Genomic DNA, 12,496 nt, shown 5'->3' with positions numbered 1-12,496 from the left:
TTTTTGATCATTACTTTCTCGTCAATACCACTTCATCAGCTTTAGGTGTTTCCCCTGTTTTCAATTGATGTCTCTTTCCAATGTCCATTTTGTTACCGAAGCTGACAAAATCGTATGGATCATCTCCCCTGTAGCTTTTATTTTACTTGTTCTAATCAAGAGTAAACGCTCAATATAACTAATTAATATTCTTGAATCTTGATCGTTTACCATAACTGTTTTGTTGTATATATTTTTTTCATTGATTGAGGAAATCAATCAATCTTTCTACTACTTATCATCTGAAAAAATTTTTCATCTACATGTTACGATTTATGTAAAGGTTCATACGTGGCAGAATAACCTGCAACCTTTTAGACAGGAGAAAGATTTAAATACATCAAACAAGGAAGTGGAGACAAAAGTAGTTAGCATCAAGAAATAAGAAGAGATTCCCAAAAATTGACAAGAAACACAAAAACTAGTTTTTTGCTGTTGATTGTTACCTACTTGGTGCTTCTCAAATTTTTGGTAAATTTCGGCAAATTTTCCGAAGACGCCGCTTTTGTCTCATGTTTATTCGTTTTTAGAGATATTAGAAGCGACTGAGACAAGTTCTGTCCCAGTCTCCTTAAAAAATTATAGAGCCTATATTCATGCCAACTAAATGGTAGACACATGATTATATTCAACAGAGCGATTATCGCATTCCCATTTATAAAATCTCTGATGAATGATAGAGGATAATCTCCAATCCTTGTATTCCAATGTTTTTTAAAAAAGCAGACAGGTTAATAAAAAAACTATCACCGTGAAATAACAAAAAAATCTGAGACAGAATGAGATTCATTCTGACCCAGATTTGATTTTACACCATTCATCAGTCCTTATTGACAAAGAGCCGAAAAATTCAAAAAGCAATCGACCTCCAAAGCTACTCCTGTCATCTAACAGGAAACGGTGGGTAGGTCGATTGCTTTATTCATTCAATTTGGTGCATAACTGTTTGTCTTACTCTTTATAACTGTTTAAAATTTACGGAATCTTTGATAACGTCGTTCAAGCAACTCTTCAGTGGAAGTTTGACATAGTTCGGTCAATTTTTCAATCAATGATTTTTGTAACATTCGACTGACTTTTTCTTTACTTAAAGCTTGCCCATTTACTGTTTCCGGTATCACACGATCGATGACATCTAATTCTAATAATTCAGCTGCCGCAACTTTCATTAATTCAGCCGCTTCAGCTGCTCGACTACCATCTTTCCACAAAATCGACGCAAAACCTTCAGGAGATAAGACAGCATAAATCGTCTGTTCAAGCATCCAAACTTCATCAGCTAAGCCAAGAGCCAATGCTCCTCCGCTTCCACCTTCACCAATGATGATTGCAATGATCGGTACTTTTAGATCAGACATCTCTAATAGGTTTCTGGCAATCGCTTCTCCTTCACCACGTTCTTCCGCACCGACACCACAATAGGCACCAGCAGTATTAATCAGTGTGATAATAGGACGATGGAATTTTTCTGCCTGTTTCATCAGACGAAGTGCTTTACGATATCCTTCTGGATGAGGCGAACCAAAATTTCTGCGAATATTTTCTTGAAGGTCTCGTCCTTTTTGGATCCCAATAACTGTGACAGGTTTTCCATCTAATTTGGCAACCCCACCAACGACTGCTTCGTCGTCTCCAAATAAACGATCGCCATGAAATTCTTGAAACCCCTCAAAGATATCTTCAAAAAAATCAAGACTCGTCCAACGATCCTTTTCACGCGCCAGTTGAACGATCTCATGTGCTGTTTTATCCATGATTTATCCAACCTTTCTGCGTATGCATTTCCAACAAATGATGGATCGTTTCTTTTAGTTCTTTTCTAGGAACGATTTGATCAACAAATCCATGGGTAAGTAGAAATTCTGCTTTTTGGAAATCTTCCGGTAATTCTTGTTTGATCGTTTGTTCGATCACTCGTCTACCGGCAAAACCAATCAAGCTTTGGGGTTCAGCCAAGATCACATCGCCTTCCATTGCAAAACTCGCTGTTACGCCGCCTGTAGTTGGATCGGTCAATACTGTGAGATAAAACAAACCGGCATTGCTATGACGTTTGACAGCTGCTGAGATTTTTGCCATCTGCATCAAAGAAAAAATGCCTTCTTGCATTCTAGCTCCTCCAGAAGCAGTGAACAAGACAACGGGTAAGCCAGCTTTTTCAGCCCGTTCAAACAAACGGGTGATTTTCTCACCTACAACGGTTCCCATACTGCCCATGATGAAATTAGAATCCATGACACCAATCGCAAATGGCAGACCGTGAATCGTTGCTTTTCCTGTCAATACCGCTTCATGCAATCCTGTTTTTTCTTGCATAGTTTGGATCTTTTCTTGATAATCAGGGAAGTTCAAGGGATCTTTTGTTACTAAATCCGTGTCCCATTCTTCTAAACTTTTTTCATCGATGATCAATGCTAATCGTTGCCAAGCACCAATACGAAAGTTATAACTACAATGAGGGCAAACCTTCTCATCACCAATATCTTTTGTATAAATAATGTGTTTACAATTAGGGCATTTAGCCCACATATTATCTGGAATAGACGGCGCATTCGTTGGTTGTTCTGCTCGATTAGGATTAATTCGAATGTATTTTTTCTTTTTGAATAAAGCCATCTACTCTTCTCCTATCTCTGTTTCAGGTGTCCAGTTCGGTAAAAAATCTTCTTGTAAAAAGGCGGTACTATAGTCCCCTGCGATGACTGCTGGATGACTGATTAAATCCATTTGGAACTCCGCGTTCGTGATCACTCCATCGGTAACCACTTCGCTTAACGCTCGTTGCATTTTCATCAACGCCTCAAAGCGAGTGTCTGCATGAACGATCACCTTAGCGATCATTGAATCATAATAAGGTGGAATCGTATAGCCGGAATAAACGGCACTATCAACTCGAACGCCCATGCCTCCTGCTGGTAACAAAAGGTTTTTGATTGTTCCAGGTGATGGTGCAAAATGAAAAGCCGGATTTTCTGCATTGAGTCGACACTCAATGGCGTGACCAGAGAATCGCACATCTTCTTGTTTGATTTCCAACGGTTGTCCCGCAGCAATTTCAATTTGTTTTTTTACCAAGTCAATGTTTGTAACCATCTCAGTTACCGGATGTTCGACTTGGATCCGCGTATTCATTTCCATGAAATAAAATTCTCCCGCTTCATCCATTAAAAATTCAATCGTTCCAGCATTTTCATAATTAACCGCTTTGGCTGCACGAACTGCCGCAGCTCCTAATTCATCTCTTTTATTCTGAGAGATGACCACTGAAGGGGATTCTTCTAATACTTTTTGATTATTTCGTTGAAGAGAACAATCTCGTTCGCCTAAATGAAGGACATGCCCATAATGATCACCAAGGATCTGTACTTCAATATGTCTTGCTGGATAAATGATTTTTTCTAAATACATTTCATCATTTCCAAAAGCCGCTGCTGCTTCTTGCTGCGCAGAAGAAAAATGTTGCGGTAATTCTTCTTTTGATAAAACTTTACGAATCCCTTTTCCGCCACCGCCAGCGGCAGCTTTAAGCATGACCGGATAACCAATCTTATCCGCTACTGTTAGTGCTTCTTCAACTGTTGATAATACGCCATCACTTCCTGGAATAACAGGTACATTGGCTTCTTGCATCAAGCGACGTGCATTGATTTTATTCCCCATCGCATCGATCGTTCGACTTTTTGGACCAATAAAAGCAATATTACATTCTTCACACATAGAAGCAAAACGGCTATTTTCAGATAAGAACCCAAAACCTGGGTGAATCGCTTCTGCTTTGGTCACGATGGCTGCACTCAAAACTGCTTGGACATTCAAATAAGAGTCCGTCGCTTTTGCAGGACCAATACAAATTGCTTCATCTGCCAATTGAGTATGCAATGCGTCAGCATCTGCTTGTGAGTAAACAGCAACAGTCTGAATACCAAGCTCACGACAAGCGCGAATAATTCGTACGGCGATTTCGCCACGATTAGCTATCAAAACTTTTGAAAACATAACTCACCTATCCAATCATAAAAGTTAATTCAGCTTCAGCAACTTTTTTGCCATCCACTTTTGCAATTCCTTTACCAATACCAGCAGAAGATTTGATTTTCGTAATTTCTACTTCAAGATACAGTGTATCCCCTGGAGTGACTTTTCGACGGAATTTTGCTTTGTCTAAACCACCAAAATAAGCAGTCTTTCCTTTAAATTGTTCCAAGGATAATAACGCAACTGCTCCTGCTTGTGCCATCGCTTCAACGATCAAAACACCTGGCATCACAGGTTCTTCTGGAAAGTGACCTTGGAAAAATGGTTCGTTGATCGTCACATTTTTCTTTGCAATGATTCGTTCGCCTTCCACCATTTCTTCGACACGATCAATCAGCAATAGCGGATAACGATGTGGTATGATTTCTTTAATTTCTTGAATGTTCATATTGCTCCTCTTTCCTCTTTTGCTTAATTTGGTTGAATTCTAAATAGTGGTTGATCGTATTCAACAACCGCTTCATTTTCAACAAGAATCTCAACGATTTTCCCATCGACTTCGCTTGTGATTTCATTCATCAATTTCATTGCTTCAATGATACAAATCACTTCACCTTTTTTGACACTATCTCCCACTGACTTAAATTGTGGTTTATCAGGGGCAGGTTGTAAGTAGACGATTCCAACAATCGGTGATTTTACCTCGACACCTTCGAAACTTTCTTGTGATGCTTCGACAGATGCTTGAGGTGCTTCACTAACTGGCGTTTGTTGGATTGGTGTTTGAGGTACTACCGTATCTCTAGGCGCTTCTGTAGCTACTGGCATTGGAGCCATCGTTCCCATTCCACGACTAGATTCATTTTTATTCATATATAATTCAAATTGACCTTCTCTTAAATCAAATTCAGTTAAAGTAGATTGATCGAATTGACTGACTAATTCCTTGATCTCATTGATATTCAAGATTATTCCTCCCAGCGTTTCATACACAAGACCGCATTGTGACCACCAAAGCCTAACGAATTGCTCATTGCATAAGTCAATTGCGCTGGTTTGCTTTCATTGATGACAACGTTCAAGTCAATTTCCGGATCTTGTTTTTGGACATTGATGTTTGGTGGAATAAATTGATGTTCCAGCGCCATTAAAGTAGCTAACGCTTCAATCCCTCCAGCTGCACCTAATAAGTGTCCAGTCATGGATTTCGTACTGCTGACATATGTTTCTTTGAATGAATCACCTAATGCCAGTTGGATTGCTTTTGCTTCTGCTTGATCATTAGCGGGTGTACTTGTCCCATGGGCATTGATATAGCCAACATCTTCTGGCTTAATACCCGCTTCATCCATGGCTAATTTCATTGCTTTGGCAGCGCCTGAACCATCTGGTGTAGGAGCAGTCATATGGAACGCATCACAATTAGCGCCGTAACCAACGATTTCTCCATAGATTTTTGCACCACGAGCTTGAGCATGTTCTAAAGATTCGATCACTAAGATACCCGCTCCTTCGCCCATCACAAAACCGTTACGTTCTTCATCAAAAGGAATCGAACCACGAGTAGGGTCTTCAGCATTCGATAGAGCTGTTAGTGCAGCAAAGCCAGCAATTCCCATTTCACAAATTGTTGCTTCTGCCCCACCAGCTAGAATGACATCTGAATAACCATGTTTGATATTGCGGTAAGCTTCACCAATAGCATTCGTTCCACTCGCACAAGCAGTAACGATTGCTGTACAAATCCCTTTAGCACCTACACGTAGTGCAATGTTGCCGGCAGCCATATTTGCAATAGCCATTGGAACAAACATTGGTGAGACACGTTGCGCGCCTTTTTCGTGTAACCGAATCACTTGGTTTTCGATCGTTGGCAGTCCGCCGATACCGGAACCAACAATGACACCAAAACGATCTTGATCGATTTTCTCTTTATCCAGACCGCTCATCCCTAATGCTTCTAGTGCTGCATAGATCCCATAAATCGAGAACATGTCCATTCGTTTACTGTCTTTTTTCACAAAATATTTGTCGTATGGAAAATCTTTGACTTCACCTGCTAGTGTGATTCCAGTTTCTGTGGCGTCAAATTTAGTAATGGGAGCAATCCCATTCGTTCCTTTTTGCAAACTATCTAAAAAGCTTTCAGCATCATTACCGATTGGTGAAGTGACACCATAGCCTGTAATTACTACTCGATTCATTATTGTTTTCCTCCTTTTTATCCGTGCATCACGAGACCGCCATCAACATTGATGACCTGTCCTGTGATATAAGGACTCTCTGCTAAGAAAATCGCAGCATTCGCAACATCTTCCACGCTGCCAAAACGTTGCATTGGAATTTGTTTTACTACTTGCTCTTTGACTTTATCAGATAAAACTTCGGTCATATCCGTAGCGATAAAACCAGGAGCAATGGCATTACATGTAACACCGCGTGCAGCCGCCTCACGAGCAACAGATTTTGTAAAACCAACGACACCTGCTTTGCTTGCTGCGTAATTTGCTTGTCCGACATTACCAATCAAGCCTGAAACACTTGACAAGTTGATAATTGCACCTTCACGTTTTTTCATCATTTTCTTTAAAACGTGTTGTGTCATATTGAATGTTCCTGTTAGGTTGATATCTAAACAAGCTTTAAAATCTTCTGATGACATGCGCATCAATAATTTATCGTTCGTAATCCCTGCATTATTGATTAGAATATCGATTGATCCTAATTGTTTTTCTGCTTCTTCTACCATCAAGCCAGCTTTTTCATAATCTGAGATATCGCCAGAAACACCGATGCAGTTCACACCTTGAGCTTTGATCTCATTGATTTTTTCTTCTGGAATTGCTTTTCGTCCATTTAAAACGATGTTTGCGCCTGCTTTTGCAAAAGCTAGCGCCACAGCGGCACCAATTCCTCTTGTGCTACCTGTTATAAATACATTTTTTCCTGTTAGCTCCATAACATGCCTCCGATACTTGTCATTGTTTCTTCTAAAGTTTGTTGATTTTCTACTCTTAAAACCGGAATCGTTTTATCGATTTTCTTCATAAAGCCACTTAATACTTTACCTGGTCCAACTTCAATCACTCGTTCCACACCAAGTTCTTTTAATTGATGGATGCTTTCATAAAAATGTACCGGCTTCATCACTTGTTGTTCAAGCAGAGTCGGTATCCGATCTTTGTTCATGATTTCAGTTGTCGTATTACTGATGACAGGAATTGCTGGCTCATTAAAAGTGATCGTTTTTAGCTCAACGGCTAATTTTTTTGCTGCTGGCGCTAAGATTGCTGTATGAAACGGACCACTCACATTTAGTGGAATCATTCGTTTGATGCCTTTTTCTTGCATGATTCTTACTGCTTCATCCACTGCTTGTTCTTCACCGCCAATTACGATTTGTTGGGGTGTATTATAATTTGCAGGCGAAACAATTCCTAATCGTTGAGCTTCCAAACAGCTTTCTTCAATCACTTCTACAGGTGCATTCATAACAGCTACCATTTTCCCACTACCAAGTGGTGCAGCCTCAGTCATATAAGCCCCTCGTTTTGCTACTAAAGCGACTGCTTCACTAAATGACAAAGCTCCACTAGCTACTAAAGCGGAATATTCGCCTAAACTTAATCCTAGAGCAGCTTGAGGTGTAATCCCTCTTTCTTTCAACAAACGATAAAAAGCAATGCTGACCGTTAAGATTGCTGGTTGCGTATAAGCGGTTTGATTGAGTCGTTCATTTTCTGAAAAACACAATTCCGCCATATCATAGCCTAGAATATCACTTGCTTCATTAAACGTTTCTTTGACGATAGTTTCTTGATAGAGATCTTGTCCCATGCCTGGATACTGAGCGCCTTGTCCGCTAAATAAAAATGCTGTCTTCATGTATTTTCTCCAATATTTTTAGGATATATGCTCATGTCTTGATTTATTAAAAAGGACCAAGACACTCCTATTTAAGGAAAATGTCCCAGCCCCCAACCTAATCTTAATGATTATGCAGTTTGTTTTTCAACATAAGTTACTAAATCTTGAACTGTTTTGATGCCGTCTTCTGTTTCGATTTTCACGTCAAATTCGTCTTCGATTTCATTAATGATTTGGAATAAATCCAAGCTATCAGCTTCTAAGTCTTCTTGGATGTTTGTTGTTAATTTGATTTCTTCTGTTTCTTTTCCTAACTCTTCTGCAATAATTTCTTGAACTTTTTCGAATACCATAATATATATTCCTCCGATATTGTTTACAATTTTATGTTTTATCAGCTTACAGTTCCATGAGGATACTTCCCCATGTTAAACCTCCACCGTAACCTGTAAATACTACTTTTTGTTTTTTTCCTAAAGTGATTTGCCCACTAGCTACCGCTTCATCTAATAGGATTGGAATACTTGCAGCAGAGGTATTTCCGTATTTATCCATATTGGTTAAGAATTTTTCTTGCGGTATTTTTACCTTGCGTGCAATTTTCTCAATGATTCTAAGATTTGCTTGATGTAAAAGCAGATAATCAACTGACACATTTTGAGTGATGTCTTTAATGTTTTTTGCAACGTCTCTTACAGCAAAATCAAAGATATCTCTTCCTATCATTGATAAATAAAAAGAGCCTTTTGCATCCTTTACATACACCGGTGATCCGTTCGAATGATAGCCAGCTGTGAGTGACGATCCTCGAGTGCCATCTGCTTCCAGATGTTCTGCAATTATTTTCTGCTCTGTACCAGCTTCAAGTAACACACCACCAGCACCATCACCAAACAGGACAGCCGTTGAACGATCAGACCAATCGATTAATTTGGATAATGTCTCGCCACCAATCACTAATCCTTTATTTGAACCGCACCGAATCATTTTCTCTGCCATGCTTAAAGCATAAACAAAGCCTGAACATGCTGCACTAAGATCAAATGCAATTGCATTTGTTGCACCAAGTTTACCTTGAACTTGGACAGCCACAGAGGGTGTCGTAAAATCAGGAGACATGGTTGCTACAAGAATGAAGTCAAGTTCTGTCGGATCGATGTTCTTTTTTTTGATGAGCTTTTCTGCTACTAAATAGCAAAGATCAGAAGTTTCTTTATCTGTGACGCAACGCCTTTGTTTGATACCTGTTCGCGATGAAATCCATTCATCCGAAGTGTCCATCATTTTGGAAAGATCATCATTGGTAATGATTTTTTCGGGAAGGACACTAGCTGTTGCTGTGATCGTTCCAAATTGTTCCATTAAAAATCCTCACTTGTAATCTCGCAAAAAATCATGCAAGTTTTTCAATGCAGCCAGTAAAGCTTGCTGTTCGTCGGTAGCCATGCCATCCAAGATATTTTTGACCATTTCACGATGAAAGTGCTGATGGACACGATATAAAAGTTTGCCTTTTTTTGTCAGTCCTAATTTCACCACTCGTCGATCATCTTCACTTCGAATGCGTTCAACATAGTCTTTCTTTACTAACTTATTGATAGCAGTGGTCAAGGTCCCAACAGTAATCGACAGTTCTTTGGCTACTTCTGAAGTCGTTTTTTTCTTGTACATACCAATTGCCTCGATCGTATGCATCTCTGTAATTGACAAATCTTTGAACTGAGATTTTTTTAATTCAGATTCTTCGATTGTCAAAATATCATTGAAGACACTAACAAGATAATCATTTACTGTTTTCAAATCTGATTCCATGTTCCACCATCCACTAATTAGTTTGATTATCAAATCATTTGATGTTCAAACTATATCTTAACTTTTTTCAAAATGCAACCTAAAAAGCTCATTTTTTTCGATTATGAACTTTTTCTAAGAAAAAATTCATTTTAAAATCCTATTAAATCAACAATCACCCATTTAAACATTAAAAATATTTCTCAAATAAATATTTTGATTATCAAACTATTTCTACTTAAGACTCAGCAAACGAAAAGGTTGTTCCTTTGCCGTAAATTTGATATAGTATTTTTTGATAAAAAAGGAGAAAGAACGTTGAAAGAAAAAGTAAAAAAACTCCCCTTGCTTCCTGGGGTATACTTGATGAAAGATCATACCGGAACTGTGATTTACGTTGGAAAAGCGAAACAATTAAAAAATCGTGTAAGTAGTTATTTTCGTCATAGTAAACAACATTCAAAAAAAGTTCGCCGATTGATTCATCATATCGCTGACTTTGATTTTGTCGTCGTGGATACTGAATTAGATGCACTATTGTTAGAATGTCAATTAATCCAGTACTACCGCCCTTTTTACAACCGTCAAATGAACTATTTTAGTAACTATAATTATTTACATATTACAAATAATGGTTTTTCCCTTTCAGATATGCCACTTGCCCGTACTTACGGTCCCTTTCGACTTTACAAAAAAATGCCGGCTATTTTACGCATCATTGAAGAAACCTATCAGATGCCGTGGCTATCTGAAATCAGCCTTTTAGCTTTAAATACACAATTACCGGAAATGAATCAGTTGTCATTTGAACAAAAGAAAAAAGAGATTCAAAACCTGCTGCAAGGGCGCAATAAAAAACTAATCACCTACTTGAAGAAAAGGCAAAATCATTTTATCGAACAATTGAATTTTGAAAAAGCTGCCCAAATCCAACAAGATATTGAGTTATCGACAGCTTTCATTAAAAGAATACAAGCGCAGAAACTATTTCTAAGGACGCCTAAAATCACTTTCCATTTACCTCTGGCAGCGGACGAAACGAAACAAAAACATTATTTGATTTGTTACGGTCAACTGGCTGAAACGGCCATTACGTCTAATGATGAATCTCCCTATTTTTATTATGAAAATGCAAAAGCTGGTTTGTCCTTGAAGCGACAGTTGCAAAAAGAAGAAATTGACCCCGTCCTTATACTAATGAGTTACCATAAGAAAATTCTCGCCCAAAATGAATTGTAAAATAAAAAGAAACCTTGAACTACCAAACATTGGTCTACAGTTCACGGTTTCTTTTCGTTGTTTTATCCATTTAACCAATTATTCCCCTAATCTCCTCACTAGCCGAAAAAAATCTAAGGAAAAATAGGCGCCACACTTTTTCTTCTGTTCATCGGAGCAATCTCTTGCTGATACGAACGCTTGTGGATAGAACACGCCCATCCTGGTTACTTCAAGAAGACTTCTTACGAACGAAGCCTGATCCATTAAGCCATAAAAAAAGCAGCTCTGAGCAACCAAGAGAAGATTTTTTAGAAAATCTTCTCTTAGTGCTTTAGAGCTGAACGCTTCTTTCATGATCTTTTATTGGATCAAGTCATAAATTTCCATTGCAACGATATCGATATTGTCAAATTCATATTGTTGATGTGAATCTGTTTCAGTTAATTCAAATGTTTCAGTTGCTTTGTCATAAGTAACTGTACATTTTTCAACGCCCTCTTTTTCAAAACGACGGACTTGCAGTTCATTATCTGCTGATTCGACCATTGCCTCCAGTCGTTTAATGATTGCAACTAATTGTGAATGTGCCATCGGAGGTCCTCCTTTTCTTATTTCTGTTATATTGTAACAAAAGCACAGACGACTTGCATTGATTTTCTCCAAAAAAAGCGAGTTTTTTAAGATTTTTTTTCTGGGTTCTTTCCTTCAGGCCACCAAAGCTTAATCAATGCTTGAGTACCGTCATTTTCAAATCCCTGATCTGCTAATTGTTCATATAATTTTAAAGCTTGCGTTGTCGCTGGTAACTTCAATGCCATTTTATCTGCTTCATCTAACGCAATTTTCAAATCTTTAATAAAATGTTTAACAAAAAATCCTGGCGTATAATCCTCTTTTAAAATACGAGGAGCATAATTACTTAATGACCAGTTTGCGGCACTGCCTCCTGAGACTGTTTCAATGACTTTTTCAAAGTCAAGTCCTGCTTTTGAAGCATATGCAAGTAACTCGGTCATACCTGTCATAGTCCCTGCGATCATGATTTGATTTGCCATTTTCGCATGTTGGCCTTTTCCTGCTGTCCCATGTAAAGTAAAAGTGGATCCCATCACTTGAAACAAAGGTAAAACTTTTTCATAGACACTTTTTTCACCACCAACCATGATTGTCAAAGTGGCATTCTTCGCACCCAGATCTCCACCTGAAACTGGTGCATCTAAAGCAGCTGCACCTTTTTCTGTGGCTGTTTTTGCAATTTTTTCTGCAAGCGTTGGGGTACTAGTTGTTAGATCAACCAAAATTCGATCTTGGACATCCGTTGCAAAAATCCCATTTTCGCCATAGTAAATTTCTTCTACATCTTGGGGATAACCAACCATCGAAAAGATGATCTCACTATTTTTAGTGACATCTTTAGGTGTTTCAGCCCAAATGGCTCCCTTTTTGACTAGCTCATCCGTTTTTGCTTTTGTTCGATTATAGACAGTTACTTCATGTCCTGCGTTCATAAGATGCTCAGTGATTGCGCGTCCCATGACTCCTGTCCCGATAAAACCTAATTTCATATTCGTGACCTCCTAAAAATCAAAAAATCTTTGTCTCT

The 12,496-nt window shown here is 38.5% G+C and carries 15 protein-coding genes; 1 reads left to right on the top strand and 14 read right to left on the bottom strand.

Annotated elements, in window-relative coordinates; translation table 11 throughout:
- Window positions 1–60: 60 nt before the first annotated feature.
- The 12 genes from IGL30_RS03905 to fabT form a co-directional block, all read right to left on the bottom strand.
- Window positions 61–213: a hypothetical protein gene (locus IGL30_RS03905; protein WP_161299245.1), complete on the bottom strand. Its 153-nt coding sequence runs from the start codon at window positions 211–213 to the stop codon at window positions 61–63.
- Window positions 214–1,007: 794 nt separating this feature from the next.
- Complete coding sequence (locus tag IGL30_RS03900) at window positions 1,008–1,793, bottom strand: acetyl-CoA carboxylase carboxyl transferase subunit alpha (RefSeq protein ID WP_010738133.1); 786 nt, start codon at window positions 1,791–1,793, stop codon at window positions 1,008–1,010.
- A complete protein-coding gene (accD, locus tag IGL30_RS03895; RefSeq protein WP_010719670.1) occupies window positions 1,786–2,655 on the bottom strand; it encodes an acetyl-CoA carboxylase, carboxyltransferase subunit beta in 870 nt (289 codons plus the stop codon). Before accD ends, IGL30_RS03900 begins: the two co-directional genes overlap by 8 nt.
- Window positions 2,656–4,035 (bottom strand): acetyl-CoA carboxylase biotin carboxylase subunit, encoded by a 1,380-nt coding sequence (locus IGL30_RS03890; RefSeq protein ID WP_088745494.1) that lies wholly within the window; start codon window positions 4,033–4,035, stop codon window positions 2,656–2,658.
- A gap of 7 nt (window positions 4,036–4,042) precedes the next feature.
- Entirely contained in the window at window positions 4,043–4,462 is a 420-nt protein-coding gene (gene fabZ, locus IGL30_RS03885; RefSeq protein WP_010719672.1) for a 3-hydroxyacyl-ACP dehydratase FabZ, read from the bottom strand.
- Between the two features lie 23 nt (window positions 4,463–4,485).
- Window positions 4,486–4,980, bottom strand: coding sequence for an acetyl-CoA carboxylase biotin carboxyl carrier protein (accB, locus tag IGL30_RS03880; protein WP_010738136.1), 495 nt, complete (start codon window positions 4,978–4,980; stop codon window positions 4,486–4,488).
- Window positions 4,981–4,982: 2 nt separating this feature from the next.
- Window positions 4,983–6,218, bottom strand: coding sequence for a beta-ketoacyl-ACP synthase II (gene fabF, locus IGL30_RS03875; protein ID WP_010719674.1), 1,236 nt, complete (start codon window positions 6,216–6,218; stop codon window positions 4,983–4,985).
- 17 nt (window positions 6,219–6,235) lie between these two features.
- On the bottom strand, window positions 6,236–6,973 hold the full coding sequence (fabG, locus tag IGL30_RS03870; protein ID WP_088745495.1) for a 3-oxoacyl-[acyl-carrier-protein] reductase: 738 nt from the start codon (window positions 6,971–6,973) through the stop codon (window positions 6,236–6,238).
- Window positions 6,964–7,899 (bottom strand): ACP S-malonyltransferase, encoded by a 936-nt coding sequence (gene fabD, locus IGL30_RS03865; RefSeq protein ID WP_010719676.1) that lies wholly within the window; start codon window positions 7,897–7,899, stop codon window positions 6,964–6,966. The genes fabG and fabD overlap by 10 nt, the downstream gene beginning before the upstream one ends.
- Before the next feature lie 110 nt (window positions 7,900–8,009).
- Window positions 8,010–8,234, bottom strand: coding sequence for an acyl carrier protein (locus IGL30_RS03860; protein WP_088745496.1), 225 nt, complete (start codon window positions 8,232–8,234; stop codon window positions 8,010–8,012).
- 46 nt (window positions 8,235–8,280) lie between these two features.
- Window positions 8,281–9,243: a beta-ketoacyl-ACP synthase III gene (locus tag IGL30_RS03855; RefSeq protein WP_123875133.1), complete on the bottom strand. Its 963-nt coding sequence runs from the start codon at window positions 9,241–9,243 to the stop codon at window positions 8,281–8,283.
- A 9-nt stretch (window positions 9,244–9,252) separates the two neighbouring features.
- Window positions 9,253–9,693, bottom strand: coding sequence for a fatty acid biosynthesis transcriptional regulator FabT (fabT, locus tag IGL30_RS03850; protein ID WP_088745497.1), 441 nt, complete (start codon window positions 9,691–9,693; stop codon window positions 9,253–9,255).
- A gap of 345 nt (window positions 9,694–10,038) precedes the next feature.
- Between fabT and IGL30_RS03845 the strand changes: the two genes are divergently transcribed.
- Complete coding sequence (locus tag IGL30_RS03845) at window positions 10,039–10,911, top strand: GIY-YIG nuclease family protein (RefSeq protein ID WP_088766128.1); 873 nt, start codon at window positions 10,039–10,041, stop codon at window positions 10,909–10,911.
- 342 nt (window positions 10,912–11,253) lie between these two features.
- Here IGL30_RS03845 and IGL30_RS03840 read toward each other — a convergent pair whose 3' ends face one another.
- Entirely contained in the window at window positions 11,254–11,484 is a 231-nt protein-coding gene (locus IGL30_RS03840; protein ID WP_010719680.1) for a YkuJ family protein, read from the bottom strand.
- 86 nt (window positions 11,485–11,570) lie between these two features.
- Complete coding sequence (locus IGL30_RS03835) at window positions 11,571–12,458, bottom strand: NAD(P)-dependent oxidoreductase (RefSeq protein ID WP_010738140.1); 888 nt, start codon at window positions 12,456–12,458, stop codon at window positions 11,571–11,573.
- Window positions 12,459–12,496: the final 38 nt, after the last annotated feature.

The organism is Enterococcus sp. DIV1089c (genome assembly GCF_050530965.1).
In the GTDB taxonomy this organism is placed as follows: domain Bacteria; phylum Bacillota; class Bacilli; order Lactobacillales; family Enterococcaceae; genus Enterococcus_B; species Enterococcus_B hirae.
This window is presented reverse-complemented; position numbering and strand designations above follow the sequence as displayed.